Raw genomic sequence first — 19,676 nt, 5'->3', positions numbered from 1 at the left:
GAAACTACTGAGGCCGTTGGCTGAAAAAATAGAGAAGGATTCTTTTATAAGGAACATAACCCGCCTCACTTTCATGCACTCTATGGTGAACATGAAGCGTTGATCGATGTGCGAGAGCTTCGCGTGTTGCGAGGCTCGCTACCTCGCCGGGCCATGGCCTTAGTGCTAGAGTGGGCAACAGATCATCGCGAGGAACTGATGGAGAACTGGAATCTATGCAACCAACTCAAACATCCGAATCCCATCGAATCCCTGAAGTAGAACCAGCCATCCGGCATGTCGTTCCCTGGCATGTCACTTCTGTGAGCGCCAATGCTAACCTGTGTTTACACGTCACCTTTGTAGACGGAACAACGGGTGAAGTCGACCTGCGGAACTTTCTGAATAGTCCTAAAATCGCTGGAACAATATTTGAGCCCTTACGGGATGAAGAGGCTTTTTCGAAAGTAGAGGTCGTGATAGGGGCTATACAGTGGGCGAATGGAGCCGACCTCGCTCCCGATGTCATGTATGACGCGATCAAGTCTCAGGGGCAGTGGATAGTCGAATAAGGGTGGTTTGTGGACATATGAGCATTGACGCAATACATCTTATCGCGACACTCGCTGCTACACACGGACATCCAAAACCATATATTTATTCGAGTCTGACCCCTACATTTCGGGAAGTGTCAATCAGATAGAGTTCTTGGTTTGAACATGCCATAAAACTTCATTCTACTTTGCTTATGGGAAATGGCCTAGAAATGGCCTATCTATAATTTAATCTCAAGACAATCACTGCTAGTCATATCCATAAAAAGTTGCTAAAAATATTTGAGTAAAGAACAATAGTCCGATTTTTATTGATATAAATTGAAGACCGTCGGTCATAGATAGACCGGTTCCCAAAAACGGAAGTTCGCAAATCGATTGAATGGCTCAAAACATGGGGAGTCTTAAGAAATGAATACGGGAAAACCGCAAAACCTTGAAGATTTGGAACTAGAAGAATCCATAGATGAAGAAGAAGTTTCTATTGCCTACGACATTGTTTCCTATCCTTCGGATCTCACTTTAAGTGTTCTGAGCGAAATGTGGAAAAATGGCGATATCCTAATACCAGAATTTCAAAGAAATTTTGTGTGGAGTATCAAGCAGGCATCCCTCCTTATAGAATCATTTCTTCTTGGTCTACCTGTTCCTCAAATTTTTTTCTATATCGATGAAGATAATAAAAACTTAGTAATTGATGGTCAACAAAGAATATTAAGTATTGTGTATTACTTGGAGGGGTATTTTGGAAACGAGTCTATTCAAGGAAAGAGGCATGTATTTCGTCTAACAGGATTGGATGAACAAAATCCGTTCCATAAAAAAAGGTTTAAGGATTTAGAAGAATCCCACCAGCGGAAATTAAAAGGGGCGGTGCTCCGGGCAATAAACATCAAGCAACTATCACCTAGAGGGGAAAATACCAGTATTTACCATATTTTTGAAAGACTTAATACTGGAGGAACGCCTCTTAAACCTCAGGAGATAAGAAATTGTGTTTTTCGAGGTGGCTTAGTAAGTATCTTGAGGGAATTAAATGAGGATAAAAATTGGAGAAAAATTCTTGGGAAAAAAACTTTTGACAAACATCAAAAAGATGTTGAGCTTATTCTTCGTATTTTTGCACTTGCGGAATATTGGCATTGTTACAAGAAACCCTTGAAAGAGTTTTTAAACAAAGCAATGGTGGAAAATCAAAAAGGAACTTCTAAACGTGTAAAGAAATTTAAGGAGCGTTTCCCCCGCGTCGCCAAAACGATTATAGAGGAGCTTGGTGAAAAGCCATTTCACCTACGGGGCCCGTTAAATACCTCAGCGCTAGACTCAGTTTTTTGTATGATCTTCGAGAAGATTGAAAAGCTTCCATCTAACCTTTCAAGAAAATATAAGAACCTCTTGGATGATAAACAATTTCAAGAAGTTTCCCAGGTGGGAACAAGCGATGAGGCAATTTTAGATCGGCGATTTAATTTGGCAAAAAAGCATTTATTTGGAAGTTAAATGGGATATTCCAGCCATTTTAATTACGCAGATGATTTCATAAACCATCTGGATAAAGCTTTCCCTGTGACAACAGACCCTTTTATTAAATCCCGTTATATAGGGTTTTTAGCAGTAACAGCTGTGACCGTTTACGAGCTTGGGTTAAAGGAAATATTCATTGATTTTGCAGATAGAAAACATAAAGTTCTAGGAAATTTCACTAGATCATATTTTGATCGAACAAATGGGCAGATAACCCGCGAAAGAATAGTGAAACATTATCTTCCCATGTTTGGAGAAAAATATGTTAATCGATTCAAAAAAAGGTTAGAGGTTAAGGAAGCACAAATATTAAGAGAGGAAGGAAAAAGTATAAAATCCAGCTATGCAAATATTATCGTATGGCGAAACAAATTTACTCATGAAGGTCTGATTTCTCAAACTGTAACATATGACGAAGTCAAAAATTCATACCATTGCGGCAAGTACATTTTACATTGCCTGTCTCAAACCATGAATAGATAGTTAGACATTTGTCTTCTCCAAGGGTCCGTTTTATCACATTATTAATCTAAGGAAGTTTGCTCCATGAGGTCCCCTGCTATCGTTCAAAAACTCTGAAACTACTGCAACGTCCTCCCTGCCTGCATCAAGAATCGCACGGCAGGAAGGCGGAATACACTACAGGCTCAAACCCGTGACCGTATTTGCTATTCCTGCAGTTAGGCGTGGAACAAAGCCAATTATTGATTCGGTGATGATATGAAACTGCCATATTCCAACCGCTTAGAAATTTCTCAAACCAAGATGACCGAGTACCTCCTATCCTCTACCCATCGGGCTGGCAGAGGGAAGGCGAAGTTCTTTTCTGCCGTTGGCTTTCAGGTTTCTTCATGGAATACGCTGGCACAAGCCCTTCAGCAACATGCGAAAGATAACGAGGTTTTCCACACTGCAGAGACCCCATTTGGCACCCGCTATGTACTCGAGGGCCCTCTTCTTTCCCCAAATAGCCGGGAATTGCAAATTCGAGCCGTCTGGTTTATAGATACAGGTAGCGTAACACCTCGCTTTGTAACAGCCTATCCCTTGAAACGGAGGACACCATGATTCAAGAGTTAGAAGACGTGATTCTGGAATCCGACCTACCCCAGAAGGGGCTTCAGCGAGGAGACATTGGAACCGTCGTCCTGGTTCATCAGGAGGGCAAAGGATACGAGGTCGAATTTACCACCTTGGATGGCGAGACGGTTGCCGTTATCACCCTGTCGGCTTCTCAAGTTCGCCCAGCCCACAAGCATGAGATCGCCCATGCGCGCCATCTGGCAGGCTCGACATCCTAGCAGGGGTGTATTCACGCTTGCCTTTCTCGAAAGCCGTGAGAACTCCCTATTCTTCCTCCTTCTCACTTGGCCTACCTACCAATTCATCATCATTAGTAATACGAGTTTTTTGATCACGCAGTTGCTCACTTTTTCAATGAATGTCTTCTCTCATTTTACACCACCCCTAGAGAATCAGGTTTTATTTCCCATGAATACATCTGGAGCCATCTTTCTATGAATCCATCGGCTATTGTCCAAAAACTCCTGCTTGCGTGCCATCCTTCGGTGCACGCGCAGGTAAACTGGAACACTGCCTGCCTCGTTCCACGCAGCCCGACTGCGCGGGGGCACGCAGACAGGCGCAAACGGGTATTGCAACTCCTCCCTGCCTGCGCTCAACCTGGCGCGACAGGAAGGCGTAACGTCATGACTGCGCTCCACCTCGCTCAGGGAGGCACGCAAGCACATGTCGACGATCCTCAGGCGTTTGAGATTCGGCCTGGACGATTCGTCCTTCAATCAAGGGTGCCTTGGGGACAACCGCCAAAGCCATTTCTTCTGCGGGTTTTCGTCGACGTCGATCGATCGCCAGCAGAGATCGTGACGGCCTATGCCACGAGCAAGATCGCCAAGTACTGGAAGGAGAAGATATGAAAGTCTCTTACGATGAAAAGACCGACACACTCAGCGTGATTCTGAAAGAAAACACCCCGATTGTCGAAAGTGACGAGGACAAACCGGGGGTCATCCTGGACTATGATGCTATGGGCAATCTTGTTTCTTTGGAGATTCTCGATGCCTCAAACCGAGTTACTGAAACTCGGAAGGTGGATTTTCAAATGACGGGTTAGCATTACCTGACTTGGGTGTCCGAACCCAGCTCTCACACTTTCACCACCAACATTTCTGCAATCCAACAGCAGCTTCTATCAATGAGCCCCTCAGCCATCGTTCAAAAACTTTGGAATTACTGCAATGCTCTTCGAGATGATGGCATATCGTATGGGGACTAAGTCGAGCAGTTGACCTATTGACTCGTTCTCAAAATGGCCAATTGGATGTAGTGAGCCAAAAGTCATCTCGCTCCACAATGTCGCGTTCCTTAGAGTTGTGCCAGGAATGGGCCGTCTGATCGACCGAGGAGAACAGTTTCGGAAAAGCATACATTAGGGGTAAGACTCGTATTTCAAGAAAGAAGTTGGAAGATTCCTCTCTCTTTTTACTGTGAAAATTTTTCGACATTCACCCATGCCTTCCCCATTTCTGCTAACTGTGCCTGAACCTCCTGCTCGTTAGCGTTTCTCTCTTACGAATACGTTCAAAATCTGACGATTCATGTGTTCGCTCCGTTCTGTGAACATTCGATTTGAAAACTCCAAGCACAAAAACTGTCGAAGAAGGCAACACGGCTATCCAACGCCTGATTCACAACACAACAGAACAGAGTAGATCCGGATAGAACACGCGCATATCTTCCTAACCCGCTTTCTGGCAGATTTGTTGCTCCAATGCTTCTAAACTTCAATGGATGCACATTCAGCTCATACCATATTCCGCCGATTTATGAACATCCACTGAATAGCACGTTGACCGTTCTTGATACTTTTTTCATTTCGTGTTCAGCAATTCATAGGAGGGTTGTATTATGTCATTATCTACTAAATTATTGACGACCACATTGGTGCTGCTGTCGGGACTGTTCTTCAGCACACAGGCCAGTGCCGTTTCCGTGACCTTTGATTTTACTCAGAATGCTGGATGGACGTCTGGAGACTTAGTCTTTCACTCTGGAACGCATTCCGTGAATGTGGGCGCCTTTAATGGCGGGAATTATTCTTCAGTTGCGTCGAATCGAATCGCCATTGGATCGAATGCTTATGGCTTGGTGGCCTGCTCAGGCAACACGTATAGCGGATACTCCGGCTGTTATGGCGATGGACATGTGATCGACAGTTCTGGCCCTGATGAAGACATAAAATTCACGTTTAACCAAGACGTCACCTTAGAATCGATGACGGTCACGTACTGGGATAATAGCGATGATTTCAGTTTATTCGTGGGCACGGACGTTCGCGTGACGGATCAATCGATTTTTGGGCAGGGGCACGGACGAACCTATACCTTTTCTGGATTGGGTGGAGATTTAACCGATTCCATGTTCTATATCGGCGCTCGCGGAAATGGAGATGACTTTAAACTCAGAAGCCTTACGGTCAATATTCCCGATGCGCCTCCTGGCGGCGAAGTCCCAGAACCCTCGACGGTGGTGCTCTTAGGATCAGGATTAGCAGGGTTAGCGTACTGGAGAAAAAAGAAAGGATCGCAACCCTCGGCGATTGATCGATAGACTTGAAATACATACGGTAAAAGACCGGCTGGCTCGTCGAGCCAGCCGGTCTTTTACTTTGGCATCCCAACAAAAAGTCAATTACTTGATTTATAGCCGTTTCAGCTATCCCGAAACGATAATACGCCATCTTGTACACGAGTGATCTCCAATACGCGAGAGAGCACGTCACTCATTGCCAGGACATTCAAACGGGGATAACCTTCCATTCATTCATACGTTGTACCGCGCTGAGTTCGTTGTATTTTCCTGTTTGGAACGTATTGGGATTCGCTATAACCCTTCGTTAGTGAACCGTCAATTGTCTGCAGGTCATCCAGGCGGGCATAACCTTCCTCATGTTCACGTTGTACCGCGCTGCGGTAGCACGTCGCCGCAATCATGTGCACATTACATTGGAATTACCAATGTGGAGGCCCGTGAAGCTGACTACAGCTAAGAACGCAATGCCATCAGATCCAACATAGGCCCACTGAGTATCAGAAGAAAGGTCTATAGCCGTTTCAGTTATACCGAAACGATAACGCGCCACCTTGTCACCGTGTGATATCCAATACGTGAGAGAACACGTCACTCATTGTCAGTACATTCAAGCGGGGATAACCTTCCATTCGTTGAAACATGGTACCGCGCGGAGCTATAGCCGATTCTATGCACTTCAATACCTTGAAGCCCTTCATTCCGCAGGGAAACTCAGGGTGGCTCAGCTGGAACGTATTTGGATTCGCTATAGTCGGCATCGGGTAGAAGAACACCCAAACTGTCATTCTACTCTAGTTTTGAAGTGCTGTTCTTTTCGGAGAGACGTCAGTCTCATTTTCAAGGGGAGCACGAAAACGTGGTGCTTAAAGATCAAACACAAGCCCAAGTGCAGCTTTGATCGGGACCAGATACCGTCTTTCTAGTGTACCTTGTTTGTTGGTGATCCGTGAGACATCAACCGCCCGAAGCTGTTTGACATTGACATGACGGTCTTTATCCAATCCGTTGCTTTTGCTGGGTTTCAGATTCACGACAAACGGCCAGTCCTTATGGCCCGGCAGGATCGGCGCGACAAGCACTGTACGCGAGCCTTGATTGACGACATCATCCTGAAGGATCAAACACGGGCGTTTTTTCTTGGTTTCGGCCCCGCGTGTGGGGTCGAGATTAACCCACCGGATTTCAAATTGGTGAAAGGCCGATCCGCTCACGGTTCCAGCCCATCATCAAGCGTATCATTCCATTCTGCGAGTTCTTCCTGATAGGCGGTATCATCAGCTTCTTCCTGATTGGCTTGAAGGATGGCTTTTTTGAGCGACCGTTTTTTTTCTTGCAACAACAGGTGGTTCACATAGGCACTCTTATTCTCGCCTGCGACCTGTTGTAAGTAGGCCAACGCATCATCTTCCAATGTAAATGTTGCACGATTGGTCATTCATCATACTCCTTTATCATACTATGATATCATACTATCTAGTATGATAATAGAATTTTCTTTCCAAATCATCCGCATTATCAGTTTATAACCGTTCCACTATACGTCCGTCTGTACGATATGCGTTGTTGCGTTGCGAATATAATGTACATTCGACTGAAAGTTTTTTGGTTTCACTATAATTGTATCGGCTATAGGCTTGAAATACATACGGTGAACTAACGCGTTCGAGCTTGCAGTTGAATGTTGAGGACAATGAATTCTGCAGGTTTGAGCGGAGCGAATCCAAGAATAATATTAAGTGTGCCTGCGGCTTGATCTGCCGCAGTCGTCGTCGCTCTTCCACATTTCACAAAGTACGCATCTTTGGCTCGCGTTCCTTGAAATGCTCCTCGCCGAAAAAGGTCTTGTAAAAACTGGTTGACGACCTGACGGATTGCGGCCCATAGGGCGACGTCATTATGTTCAAAGGTGGTCCAGGTCAACCCCTTTCGAAGACTCTGCTCCAGGAATAACGCTGTTCGCCGAACGGCAATATACTTCCATTCGGAACGAGATGACAGGGTCCGTGCTCCCCAGGCGGCAAAAGCAGAAGACGAAAGCATTTTGAAGGCATTCATGTTGGCTCTCGTGAGTACTGAAATGTCTTTCGAGGTCAGGATGCGTTCAAGTTCCTCCACCCCAAGCAAACTTGCCTCGGCCCCAGCTGGCGTGCTCCAGACCCCACGTGTGCGATCGATTCGTGCGTAGACACCTGCCATGGTTCCGCTGGCAGAAATCGCGACTAACTTTGACGTGGTGGTCGTCAAACGAACGCGTATGCGTGGGACATAGACCACCACATTTGGATGGTGAAGATCTTGTTGCGCTCGAACCCAAACGGTCAAGCCTTTGCCGCGATGAATCAAGGGAATTGACTGAGGTGGATCCAGCAGATAGAGGGCTTGGCGTTTCTCAGCCAACGGGATGGCAGCGGAAAAAACCTTCGTCGCCTCGTGCTCCGGAAGTTGAGATGTTTCTGGAATCAAAATCGTATTCACGGATTGTATTCTTGATAGGACAGAAAGGCCCTTCAAGAAAGATGCAGCATTGCGTGAAAGTCTGGTTCCTGTGGAAATAATCCAGAGCTTTTTTCCGCCGTTCTTGAAAAATTGACTGACAACGAGAGAGGGAAGCGTAGGCTTTCTTGATCCGCCGAACACGAGATCACATGCGTGAAAGGATTGAATGGGCTTTGGTGTGAAGAGAGGGCCTTGGGGGAACGAGCCAAGAAGAACGGCAGTTGATGTCGAGACTCCTACAATCGCTCTGGATGCAGCATTCGTCCTCTGAGCAACAATCTTCGGGACGAGGCTACCTGTAATCCCCACAACTCAAGCCTTACGACCACATAAAAGAATGCACACGGACAAACGCAGGCCCCAGGAACTATCGTAGCCGAGGGCTACCTGTAATCCCCACAACTCAAGCCTTACGACCACATAAAAAAATGCATACGAACAAACTGCAGGCCCTCACAACTATCGTAGCCGAGGGCTACCTGTAATCCTCACGACTCAAGCCTTACGACCACATAAAAAAATGCATACGAACAAACTGCAGGCCCTCACAACTATCGTAGCCGAGGGCTACCTGTAATCCCCACAACTCAAGCCTGACGACCACATAAAAGAATGCACACGGACAAACTGCAGGCCCTCACAACTATCGTAGCCGAGGGCTACCTGTAATCCTCACGACTCAAGCCTGACGACCACATAAAAGAATGCACACGAACAAACTGCAGGCCCTCACAACTATCGTAGCCGAGGGCTACCTGTAATCCTCACGACCAAGCCTTACGACCACATAAAAGAATGCACACGAACAAACTGCAGGCCCTCACAACTATCGTAGCCGAGGGCTACCTGTAATCAACACTCCAAAGGCAATGCAACCACAACGGAAGAATATTTCCCTACCACTTCTCTGGCTTATTTCCCGCGACTCAAGAGTTTGCCGTCAGCTCCAGGCCAAATGAGAAGAAGTGGGCTAGCAACAAACACGGACGAATAGGTTCCAATCATGACCCCTAAAAGCAAGGCCAATGAAAAGTCATGAAGCACTTCACCGCCAAACACGGTCAATGGCACGAGTACCAATACGACCGTGAGGGTTGTAACCAACGTCCGGCTCAAGACCTGATTGATCCCGCTATTAATGATGTCTTCAATAGTCTGACGACGACGTTGTCGAAGGTTTTCTCGTATCCGGTCAAACACAATGACGGTATCGGTCAATGAATATCCTGCCAGCGTCAAAAGAGCGGTGACGACCAAGAGGGTAATTTCCATGTTTAACACATAAAAAATTCCTAGCACCGCAAGGACATCATGAAATGTCGCAATGGCTGCCGCCACACCAAATCGAAATTCAAATCGTGCCGCAATATAGATAATGATGCCGATCAATGACAAGACAATGGCCACCAATGCATCTTTTTGGAGTTTTTGTCCGATAGTGGGTCCGATGGACGTACTGGAATCAATTTCAAATTGATGGCCTTTAAACTCATCACGAAAGACCTGGATAATCTTGTCGCTAATGGCTTCTTCGATGGTGGTTTCGGTTTTCACTCGAATGAGTAACTTATTGTCTCGCGTAAACTCTTGCAGCTCTGCCTCGCCAAGACCATGTTTTGCTAAAACGGTTCGTGCCGACTCAATCGGTAGCGCCTTGTCAAACTTGAGTTGAACGGCGGTGCCGCCGGCAAAGTCGATTCCCAAATTCGCTGAGCCTAAGGAGATTTGGATGACGGCGATAAGCCCTAGCAAGCCCAAGACTCCAGAGATGACCAGCGCAATCTTGCGCCGTCCCATAAAGTCAATATTCGTTTTTCCAACAATTTCTAACATAATCGCGATCCATTGGGTGAAAGAGTGAAATCTAAAATCATCCGTCCGATCAAATACTCAGTCGTTGCAGTTTTTTCCGATTAAAGACGTCGAACACGACTTTGGTCCCTACCAGCGCCGTAAACAAATTAATGGCAATACCTAAACATAACGTCACGGCAAACCCTTTAATCGGACCGGTCCCAAAGAGAAACAAGGCCAACCCTGTAATCAGGGTCGTCACATGGGAATCGACAATGGTGAGAAAGGCTTTATCGTACCCTCCGTCAACGGCAAGCCTTACCGGACGCCCAAGCCGGAGTTCTTCTCGAATTCGTTCAAAGATGAGAATATTGGAGTCCACACCCATCCCGATTGTCAGAATGATTCCAGCAATTCCAGGAAGCGTGAGCGTGGCATTCAATCCCGACAGCGCGCCAAGTAACCCAATCAAATTGAGCGCAAGGGCCACGTTCGCCACGACTCCGGAAAGCCGATAGTAGACGATCATAAAAATCAACACGAGACAGCCGGCGATCGAGAGTGTCCGAATACCTTTCTCGATAGAGTCTTTGCCTAGAGATGGCCCGACCGTCAGGTCTTGCAACGTCTTCATGGGAGCCGGCAAGGCTCCAGCGCGTAAGACCACAGCCAAATCGTTGGCTTCGCTGGTGGTAAACGTGCCTTCGATAATCGCCCGCCCACCACTAATTTTCGTATTGATACGCGGAGCGGAATAGACCGTTCCATCCAAGACGACCGCCATACGTTTCCCGACATTTTCTGATGTCAGACGCTCAAACTCCTGTCCGCCTCGGCTATCAAAGGTCAGCGAGACAATAGGCTCATTAAATTCTCCAATTGTGACACGGGCATCTTGCAACACGTCACCCGTTAACGCCGTATCCTTTTTAATGAGATACGGGAGACTAAAACTCGTCTCCCCATCTACCGCTATGACATTCTCAAACAAAATTTCAGACCCTTCAGGCAACCGTCCTTCAAATTCTTTTCGAATCTGTTCCTCTTGTCCTTTTTCAACTTGCGGGGGAAGCTCTAACGCCACCTTCGACTCATCAAGCAGCTTAAACTCCAGCAACGCCGTTTTTTTGATCAAGTCTTTCGCCCGCTCGGGATCTTTGACTCCTGGTAACTGAACCGCAAGTTGATTTCGACCTAAACGTTGAATCAACGGTTCGGCGACACCAAACTCGTCAACACGATTTCGAATGGTTTCTAAGGCTTGATTAATAGCCGAGTCCTTGATTCGAGCCATTTCCTCAGAGTCAAGTTCATAGGTAACGGTTGTTCCTGAAGACTCTTTCAGCACAAATCCAGGAAATCCATCTTCCATTTCCTGGGTGACCGTCGTCTTGGCCTCATCGCCATCGGCCAAGGTCAGGACCAGACTATCCGTCCCTTCTCGAACGATCGATTCAATAGGAAGTTCCTCATCGGTCTTGAGGTCTTCAAGCGCCTTTCTGGAGCGATCGACCGCAATTTCTACGGCTCGATCTTCTTCAACTTCCAGCACAAGATGCACGCCTCCTTGAAGATCGAGGCCTAAGGCAAGACCACGATCGCTCAACACTTGCTTCATCCAATCGGGAAGCGGTGTGTAGAGTGAAGGAAAGCTAGGTAATGAAATAATGAGCGAGATCACCGCGAGGGCAATCAACAGTATCAATCTGCCACGAATTTTCTTCATCGAACTTGCCTTTTCTGTCTCATGAGCCGTCCTCTGTTTCTCGGATCCTTCCGACATAATCCCGTTGCACTCGAATTTTGGTATTATCCGCAACCTGCAAGGTGACCGTCTCTTTATCAAGGTTGGTAATCGTACCCCAAATGCCAGCGGTGGTGATGACTTTATCGCCTTTCTTCAAAGCGGCCAGCAATTCTCGCTGTTTTTTCGCCCGACGTTGCTGCGGTAAAATTAACAGAAAATAAAAGACGATAAATATCAGCAGAAATGGCACAAAGGACAACAGTCCACCGGTGGGATCATTTGCTCCGCCAGCTTGTGCCCATGCAAGAGAAGTCATGTCTACCCCTTTCTCTTCGTAGCTCTACGTTCTATCAACAGAGACATGATGGAGACCACTTGTAATGTTGACGTCTCACGCATCAAATCTCACACCAATCGTCACCAGCAACATGGACATCGCAGTACCATGATGACTGTTCAAACAACGGTTCAGGCACACACCGTATCGGGGCTCAAGTCTTGCCCATGGGGTTCCCGTGCCTGATAAAACTGCGTTCTGAATTCTTGTAACTGTCCACGTCGAATAGCGTCGCGAATCTTGGACATCAACGACCCATAATACCAGAGATTATGAAGCGTATTGAGCCGTACACCTAACATTTCATTCGACACGAATAAATGCCGTAAATAGGCTCGTGAATATCGCTGACATACAGGGCACACACATTCAGAATCAATTGGTCCCTCATCTCGTGCATATTGGGCTTTTTTAATCAGCACTCGCCCCGACGATGTAAAGAGCCACCCCGTCCGGCCATGCCTGGTCGGAATCACGCAATCAAACATATCCACGCCACGACAGACTCCCTCCACAAGATCTTCTGGCAACCCAACGCCCATGAGATAACGAGGTCGATCGAGCGGCAGTTTCGCCGTGACATCCTGAATGATCTGAAACATCGTCGTCTTCTCTTCACCTAACGAGAGCCCTCCAAGCGCATAGCCATCAAATTCCAGTTCCAATAACTGCGAGGCTGCTTCTTGGCGTAAATGCGGAAACACGCCGCCCTGAATGATACCGAACAAAAATTGATGATCTTGCCGAGGGACGGCCAAACAACGACGGGCCCATCGTGTCGTACGCTCCAGGGCTTCACGGGCTTGGCTTTCCGTAGAAGGATAGGGAGGACAATGATCTAACATCATCATTATATCCGACCCTAACGCTACCTGAATCTCCATACACAATTCAGGCGTCAATTGATGCCAGGAGCCATCAAGATGCGACTTGAAGCCCACCCCATCCTCAGTAATCCGACATAAATCGGCAAGGCTCACCATTTGAAACCCGCCGCTGTCCGTCAAAATGGCACCGGGCCATTGCATGAATGTATGCAAGCCGCCTTGTTCGGCAATTAAGGTATGACCAGGTCGCAGATATAAATGATAGGCATTGCTTAAAATGAGACCATATCCGCACGATTGCAACTCATTTGGATCGATACCTTTTACGGTACCTAACGATCCCACCGGCATAAAGGCTGGCGTTTCAATCGTGCCATGAACGGTCTTGAGGATTCCCGTTCTGGCGGGCATCGTGGCATCGTGCTGTTGAACCGTAAACATGCGTAGGCTCTTTCAGTTACTCGCGCAACCTTGTTTGTGGAAATACGTCTTCAATACACCAACCCATCACATCTGTTCAGGCGCAGAAACTCCAAGCACCATCAGCCCATTACGAATCACCGTCTGAACTTGACGCATCAAAGCAAGACGCGCCGCCGTCAACTCTGGCGTGACAGTTTCACGATGCTCCTGAGCAGACTGTCCATCTATTGAGACAGAGGAATCCGAGCCACCTTCCTCTTGAGAATCAGTTACCAACCCGGTCTCATGGGATGGGAGTATCCGATGTTTATTGTAGTACGTATGCAGTTGCGCCGCTAACTCCTGCAAATAAAACGTGACACGATGCGGCTCAAGACTGGCAGCGCTAGCTTCAATGATTCCAGGATAACAGGATAACTGTTTGATCAGCCGTAATTCATCTTGAGTGGTGACGAAGGCATGATCCACGTCGTGAATAGACGGCACGTGAATGCCACGAGATTCAGCCACGCGAAAGAGACTGGCAATACGAGCATGTGCATATTGCACATAGTACACGGGATTATCGGCAGACTGTCGCTTGGCTAGTTCAAGATCAAAGTCTAAGTGACTGTCGGATCGCCGCATCAGGAAAAAGAATTTCGCGGCATCGGCCCCCACTTCATCAATCACCTCACGCAAGGTCACAAACTCTCCGGCACGCTTAGACATCTCAACTTTTTTTCCCGCACGAAGAAGATTGACCATTTGAACAAGAACGACACGGAATTGTTCTTGGCGATATCCAAAGGCTTGAACGGCGGCTTGCATGCGGGGAATATAGCCATGATGATCGGCACCCCAGATATTAATCAACGAGTCAAAACCACGGTGAAGTTTATCGCGATGGTAGGCAATATCCGAGGCAAGATAGGTATAGGTCCCATCTTGTTTGGCGACCACGCGATCTTTTTCATCTTGAAACTGAGAAGACCGAAACCACCAGGCACCTTCATCTTGAAACACTAAGTTTTTTTCTTTGAGATCCTCTAAAGCTTTGGTCAGATGCCCAGCACCGATCAACTCCGCCTCACTGTACCATTCATCAAATTCAACACCAAACACACGAAGATCCTGTCTGATCCGTTCCAGCAGTTGCGCACAGGCAAATGTTGACGACCGTTGTTCGGCTTCTTCAGGATTCAGGTCTAGAAGCGTCGAACCAAGTTCTTGCGCCATGGCTTCCGCCACGGCATGAATATAGGTTCCATGATATCCGTCATCAGGAAAGCTAGAGGGACGGCCATGATATTCCTGATACCGTGCGAAAACAGAGGCTCCAAGCAGTTTCAGCTGGCGACCGGCATCATTAATGTAATATTCACGTTGAACACTATACCCGGTTGCTTGCAAAAGATTTGAGGCCGCATGACCAAGCGCTGCACCGCGCCCATGTCCGACATGCAGCGGGCCTGTCGGATTGGCGCTTACATATTCAACAAGAACCCGTTGGCCCTTCCCAATCTGACTTGAGCCAAAAGCCGAACCACGTTCTTCAATGATGGTAAGCGTATCAATCCAACGACTTGGGGTAATCGTAAAGTTCAAAAACCCTGGAGGTGCAACATCGACGCGATCAAATAAATCCTGACCCTCGCCCTTCAGTATCGATGCGAGTAACTTGGCCACTTCCAATGGAGGACGACGAGCTTTTGGTGCAACCAGCATGGCTACGTTTGAAGACAGGTCACCCCATTCTTCTCGTTTTGGTAACTCGACCGTCAGGGCAGGAAGAGCAGAAAGATCAAGGTCTCCACTATCCTTCGCACGGCTCAGGGCAGCTGACAAAGCAGCCACCACCAGATCATGAATGAGGTCTGATTTCAAAAATATCTCTATCTTCTCAAAAAATAAGGGGAATTACGGCGGATGGGGCCGAATGTACCATAGCTATCATAGTGAGGCAAGTTGTTGATATCAAGCAAGATTATTAGTGAGGCAACTACGTAATGCTACTATAGAGGGACGGTTCAATAATCGCGCGGCATGCTCAAGGACTCTCTCCACAGAAATCTTGAGACATGACCGATGAGCACAGCATTGAACATCCGACCATTCTTTACATTGGCATGGCTCTCCTTGTACAACCGCGACGTGCTGCCCCCTCGCCGCCCACCGTTCCGGATCCGTCGGTCCGAATAGGATAATAGTCGGTACACCGCAGGCAACGGCCAGATGAGTCAAGCCGGAATCATGTCCAATGAAAAGATCGTAGTCTGCTAAAAACTGTGCGATCGTTGTAAGTGATTGCTCCCGCTCCACTTCGTATATTCCAGGCGATAGAAGTGAACATAGTTGATCGACAGGTTTTGCATCAACAGGACCTTCAAGAATGGTTAGCGCTGTACGTTCTTCTTGCGATAATTGCGAAATAAGAGCAGCCAAAATCGAGGGGCTCGTACATTTATGAGGGCTTCCGCTACCAGGATGAACCGCTATTCGCTGAATATTCTCTGCCGACAAGCACTTACTCTTCCCTAGTGTTACCTTCTCATTACTCGGCAGACAGACTCGCAATCCACTGCACGGCTGAGTAGGAGGCTCGATGTTCCATTCATGCAATGTCTCAAGGTATCGATCTTCAAAATGTCTACAGACCAACTGTTTAGCAAATGGAGACTGAATAATAACGGAATCAATCCCAAAAACCGTAAGACGCTGGCTTATTGCATCACCAGGATCATCGAACCAACACACAATGTGAGAACAGGACTTGAGCACTTCACCCGTCCCCAGGCTCCATTGGTCGGTATCACCATATAAATCTGCTAGAAAGCGTCCTTCGATAGAAAGTGTGCGATCAACCTCTCCAGCATTCAACAGCAGATCGCCAATTTCACTATTTCCAACCCAGATAAGGATGTTTTGCGGAAATGCTCGTCGCAGTCCACACATGGTGACACGACTCAAGAGAACATCCCCTAATGCCCCTGGATGAATAATCAGCGTATGCACGCACTCCTCTAATTCCTAAATATAAGAGAGCAAATCAATTTGCGGTGGTAAAAGCAAATACATGCTATAGCCGTTTCAGTTATGGAATCAGTTACATGTCGACCTACGGAATACTGGTTATAGCCGTTTCAATTATAGCGTAACCGTATAACTCTAAACCGAATTGATATCATGTACAAAGCGCAACCACACATGTCGTAGGAGCAAAAGGTGAAAGGTACGGCTATAACTTCCGCTGGTGGAAACGTTGTACCGCGCTGAGTTCGTTGTATTTTCCTGTTTGGAACGTATTTGGATTCGCTATAACCCTTCGTTATTGAACCGTCAATCGTATACAGGGCATCCAGGCGGGCATAACTTTCCTCTATGTTAACGTTGTGCTGTGCGGAGCTATAGCCGATTTCCTGAACTTCGATACCTTGAAGTCCTTCATTCCGCAGGGAAAATCAGGATGGCTCAACTGATATGTATGAGGATTCGCTATAGTTGTATTTTCTTCTTTGAAACTAATTTGGATTTGCTATAGATGAATTCATATCACGAACACAACGTAACAACCCACCTCGCAACAGGTGGGTTCTAAAATGCCAATTCTCTTATAAACAAAATAAAACCAAACCGATGAAAGTCTCGAATGAGGAATTCGTGAGGAACGATGGATTCTGAGAATTTACCTAATGGATATAAATATTTGAGATTAAAGTCAGGATTACGCCCGACAAAGCTTATTGGCCATTTCAAGATCAGATGGAGTATTCACATTCATGAAAGACACACAGTGAGGATCTAAATCAAGAATTTGCTCTTGATCGACAATATGGTGTACCAACTCAGGGCGCGACAAGATACTCCGCATCTCTAATTGATTTTCATCAATCAGAGATTGTAAAGCGGCTACGCATTTTTTGGAATAGATACTTTGCATAGGCTGCATTCCAATATCCAAACGAACCATCGTCACATCTGAATTCATAGAAAACTCACATAATCGACGAACTAGTGGAACGGACAAAAATGGCATATCACAGGCCGCGGTAAACACACGTGATTCTGTCGCATGCGACAGACCAGTATATAGTCCACCCATGGGTCCCTTTTGAGGAATGAGATCAGTCACAACAGCATGACTCAGCCCATCAGTAATAGCCGATGGCTCAGCAACGACTACAATTATCTCTTTAAACAATTCTTCATACACATGTAAAACACGGTTGAAAAGTGTTTCGCCATCGACGGCCACCGCTCGTTTGTCTTTCCCCATACGTCGGCTCAGTCCACCAGCCAAAAGAACTCCTGAGACGTCAGTAATCATAAAAACCCATCAAATAAAAACAGGGGGTGGGATTGCATCCCCACCCCCTGTGTGTTGTCGTCTATAGCCGTTTCAAATAACTTCCGCTAGTGGAAACGTTGTACCGCGCTGAGTTAGTTGTAGTTTCCTGTTTGGAACTTATTTGGATTCGCTATAGTCCCTTGAGACCGGGACGGTTACGTCTTACGTCTCATCCAGTTTGCCTTCGCGGCGATTACGGCGGCGCGCGAGCACCCAGCCTTCAATCCCCACCAGGCCAATGCCCATTAACACCGGATAGATATAGGCTTCTTGCGGCACTGGCGGCTCCATCACCAAGTAATAGAATGCCGAGACTGCCATCTTTCGTCCTGCATCTCCATTATGACCGTCCCAGGCGAAGAACACCATCGGGACATATTTCCCTGCCTCTAAATACGCATCCTCTTCATAGTCTCGCTTGATCGGCCGTTCGATAATCACCGTCCACCGGCCATGCTTCCACTCCGCTTTGACCAGCTTCAGGTCCTCCTCCATCCCCTCGCGTTCCCCAAATTCCTGATCCCAGCCCGTGCCCTCATAGGCATGCAGGCTCCCATCGGCCATCCATTTCGTGATATCCATCGAGAACTTGTCATCCCCCCACAAGTAGCGGGGCTTCCTCGGGAACGGCAGCTCTTGCCATTTAATCGGGAATTCAAACGCAATCCCGTCGTTATACACGGCATATTGGTTTTGTCGAGCCGCGATCGACTCCGGATGATCCGGATCATCTTCGAACTTCGTCCCGCCCGGCGGCTGCTCTTCCACCCCGTAGTCTTCCAGGTTCACTTCTGTGTGGTACCACTCCGCTTCCTCTTCCGCCACACTATGTGTGCGATCATCCCATTGGAACAGGAACTGGATGTGGGTTTCATTGTACATCGACTGCACCCACGCATCGTCAATCCGGTTCACAAAGTTCCGGGGCTTATGCGTGATCTGGCCGCCTAACGCAATCCACCGGCGCGGGGCAACCTTCCATCGCTCATCTAATTCATCCGTCGGCAAGGCCCCTTCAAAGTACTTCGACGGCACCACGAAGTTTGCCTTCGGCTTATCCGTGAGTTTATCCACCGGCAACGCTTTGCTCGTCGACAGGGTCGTCGCAATCTCATCGGTCACCGCTCCGCCGTCGATATTGATTTCCGCTTCCCTCTCACACAGTGAATTCACATAGTTGGCAATATCCCACCGGTCTTCTATCGACGTGTTGTCTGCAAACGACGGCATCGGGGTCCCATTGATGCCGGTCGAGAATGTGCGGAAAATGTTCTTCACGTTATAGGGATCTTGACGGCTCCCCCGGAAGTTCCAGCACTTGTGCCAGTCGGCCGGTTGAATCGGAAAGCCCCAGTCATCTTTCAAATTAAACGCGTTCCCATCACCACGGCCTTCCACACCGTGACATTCTATACACTTCTTCTCCACAACGAGTTCAGAGCCTCGTTTAACCGACTCCGCACTATTGGCGGTGGGCGTCATTTTCGACATGTCTAACACCGTCAACGTTTCAAATTCATCATCCTGCCAGTCCCGATCTTTCACTAACTCTTCTGTGACAAACGCCAACACATTTCGTCGTTGCTTATTGGTTAAGATACCTTCCCAGGAAGGCATGGCCGAACCCGGTAACCCATGCGTTACGGTATCAAATAAATCCTTATCAATAAGCGGGAGTTCTCCACTGGCGGTGTGTCGGATCTTAAATGTTCCGGCATTAAAGTTCCGTGGGCGTGGCCATAAGCGGTCGGCCCCTGGGCCGTCTCCGGCACCATCCACCCCATGACACCACACACATTTGGTAAAGTACACCCGCTTGCCCGCTTCGATGTCTTCGGCTGAATGCTGCTCCGGTAAGCTTTGGGACGCAAACCCCTCGGGGATTGCATCTTGCGCGAGCGCGGCCCCGGAAATCCCCCACAGCAGCAGTCCTGCACTCATGGTCAGCAGCACGCCGTATGGTCTGCGTCTTTGTTCTGCCTGCGTTCCGTTGTTCATCGTCTCCCTCTTGATCTGTATCGGTTGCTTGGTCTGGTTCATGTTTGCCATTGCCACG

The 19,676-nt window shown here is 47.6% G+C and carries 19 protein-coding genes and 2 pseudogenes; 10 read left to right on the top strand and 11 right to left on the bottom strand.

The window, feature by feature from the left end:
• Positions 1–51 precede the first annotated feature (51 nt).
• The 10 genes and pseudogenes from ACWHX8_RS05045 to ACWHX8_RS05000 all read left to right on the top strand — a co-directional run.
• A pseudogene (locus tag ACWHX8_RS05045) lies at positions 52–261 on the top strand (DUF4160 domain-containing protein); the annotation flags it as partial.
• On the top strand, positions 216–551 hold the full coding sequence (locus ACWHX8_RS05040) for a DUF2442 domain-containing protein (protein ID WP_447970870.1): 336 nt from the start codon (positions 216–218) through the stop codon (positions 549–551). The pseudogene ACWHX8_RS05045 and the gene ACWHX8_RS05040, both read left to right, overlap by 46 nt.
• Before the next feature lie 393 nt (positions 552–944).
• Positions 945–2,033, top strand: a complete 1,089-nt coding sequence (locus tag ACWHX8_RS05035; RefSeq protein WP_447970869.1) for a DUF262 domain-containing protein — start codon at positions 945–947, stop codon at positions 2,031–2,033.
• The gene (locus ACWHX8_RS05030; RefSeq protein ID WP_447970868.1) at positions 2,034–2,540 is read left to right on the top strand and encodes a HEPN domain-containing protein; all 507 of its coding nucleotides are present in this window, start codon (positions 2,034–2,036) and stop codon (positions 2,538–2,540) included.
• Positions 2,541–2,777: 237 nt separating this feature from the next.
• Entirely contained in the window at positions 2,778–3,125 is a 348-nt protein-coding gene (locus tag ACWHX8_RS05025; RefSeq protein ID WP_447970867.1) for a DUF6883 domain-containing protein, read from the top strand.
• A complete protein-coding gene (locus tag ACWHX8_RS05020; RefSeq protein WP_447970866.1) occupies positions 3,122–3,358 on the top strand; it encodes a DUF4926 domain-containing protein in 237 nt (78 codons plus the stop codon). Before ACWHX8_RS05025 ends, ACWHX8_RS05020 begins: the two co-directional genes overlap by 4 nt.
• A gap of 216 nt (positions 3,359–3,574) precedes the next feature.
• Positions 3,575–3,994, top strand: coding sequence for a hypothetical protein (locus ACWHX8_RS05015; protein WP_447970865.1), 420 nt, complete (start codon positions 3,575–3,577; stop codon positions 3,992–3,994).
• Positions 3,991–4,191 (top strand): DUF2283 domain-containing protein, encoded by a 201-nt coding sequence (locus ACWHX8_RS05010; protein ID WP_447970864.1) that lies wholly within the window; start codon positions 3,991–3,993, stop codon positions 4,189–4,191. The genes ACWHX8_RS05015 and ACWHX8_RS05010 overlap by 4 nt, the downstream gene beginning before the upstream one ends.
• Positions 4,192–4,272: 81 nt before the next feature.
• Positions 4,273–4,350: pseudogene (locus tag ACWHX8_RS05005) on the top strand (type I restriction-modification system subunit M N-terminal domain-containing protein); the annotation flags it as partial.
• A gap of 635 nt (positions 4,351–4,985) precedes the next feature.
• The gene (locus tag ACWHX8_RS05000; protein ID WP_447970863.1) at positions 4,986–5,687 is read left to right on the top strand and encodes a PEP-CTERM sorting domain-containing protein; all 702 of its coding nucleotides are present in this window, start codon (positions 4,986–4,988) and stop codon (positions 5,685–5,687) included.
• Positions 5,688–6,532: 845 nt separating this feature from the next.
• On the opposite strand, the gene ACWHX8_RS04995 is transcribed toward ACWHX8_RS05000, so the two are convergent.
• The 11 genes from ACWHX8_RS04995 to ACWHX8_RS04945 form a co-directional block, all read right to left on the bottom strand.
• Positions 6,533–6,880 (bottom strand): type II toxin-antitoxin system PemK/MazF family toxin, encoded by a 348-nt coding sequence (locus ACWHX8_RS04995; RefSeq protein ID WP_447970862.1) that lies wholly within the window; start codon positions 6,878–6,880, stop codon positions 6,533–6,535.
• Entirely contained in the window at positions 6,877–7,104 is a 228-nt protein-coding gene (gene mazE / locus ACWHX8_RS04990; protein ID WP_447970861.1) for a type II toxin-antitoxin system MazE family antitoxin, read from the bottom strand. The genes ACWHX8_RS04995 and mazE overlap by 4 nt, the downstream gene beginning before the upstream one ends.
• Positions 7,105–7,322: 218 nt before the next feature.
• Positions 7,323–8,474, bottom strand: coding sequence for a phage tail sheath C-terminal domain-containing protein (locus tag ACWHX8_RS04985; RefSeq protein ID WP_447970860.1), 1,152 nt, complete (start codon positions 8,472–8,474; stop codon positions 7,323–7,325).
• A 603-nt stretch (positions 8,475–9,077) separates the two neighbouring features.
• Positions 9,078–9,998 (bottom strand): protein translocase subunit SecF, encoded by a 921-nt coding sequence (secF, locus tag ACWHX8_RS04980; protein WP_447970859.1) that lies wholly within the window; start codon positions 9,996–9,998, stop codon positions 9,078–9,080.
• A gap of 49 nt (positions 9,999–10,047) precedes the next feature.
• Positions 10,048–11,685, bottom strand: a complete 1,638-nt coding sequence (gene secD, locus ACWHX8_RS04975) for a protein translocase subunit SecD (protein WP_447970858.1) — start codon at positions 11,683–11,685, stop codon at positions 10,048–10,050.
• A 19-nt stretch (positions 11,686–11,704) separates the two neighbouring features.
• Positions 11,705–12,022, bottom strand: a complete 318-nt coding sequence (yajC, locus tag ACWHX8_RS04970; protein WP_447970857.1) for a preprotein translocase subunit YajC — start codon at positions 12,020–12,022, stop codon at positions 11,705–11,707.
• Between the two features lie 152 nt (positions 12,023–12,174).
• Positions 12,175–13,311, bottom strand: a complete 1,137-nt coding sequence (tgt, locus tag ACWHX8_RS04965) for a tRNA guanosine(34) transglycosylase Tgt (protein ID WP_447970856.1) — start codon at positions 13,309–13,311, stop codon at positions 12,175–12,177.
• Between the two features lie 66 nt (positions 13,312–13,377).
• On the bottom strand, positions 13,378–15,159 hold the full coding sequence (gene argS, locus ACWHX8_RS04960) for an arginine--tRNA ligase (RefSeq protein ID WP_447970855.1): 1,782 nt from the start codon (positions 15,157–15,159) through the stop codon (positions 13,378–13,380).
• Between the two features lie 90 nt (positions 15,160–15,249).
• The gene (locus tag ACWHX8_RS04955; RefSeq protein WP_447970854.1) at positions 15,250–16,287 is read right to left on the bottom strand and encodes a glycosyltransferase family 9 protein; all 1,038 of its coding nucleotides are present in this window, start codon (positions 16,285–16,287) and stop codon (positions 15,250–15,252) included.
• A 709-nt stretch (positions 16,288–16,996) separates the two neighbouring features.
• Complete coding sequence (gene mobA, locus ACWHX8_RS04950) at positions 16,997–17,599, bottom strand: molybdenum cofactor guanylyltransferase (RefSeq protein ID WP_447970853.1); 603 nt, start codon at positions 17,597–17,599, stop codon at positions 16,997–16,999.
• 183 nt (positions 17,600–17,782) lie between these two features.
• Positions 17,783–19,669: a c-type cytochrome gene (locus tag ACWHX8_RS04945; RefSeq protein ID WP_447970852.1), complete on the bottom strand. Its 1,887-nt coding sequence runs from the start codon at positions 19,667–19,669 to the stop codon at positions 17,783–17,785.
• Between the last annotated feature and the right edge of the window lie 7 nt (positions 19,670–19,676).

Source organism: Nitrospira sp. M1, from assembly GCF_965152605.1.
The sequence above is the reverse complement of the archived record's forward strand: the minus strand, read 5'-3'. Positions and strand labels throughout refer to the sequence as shown.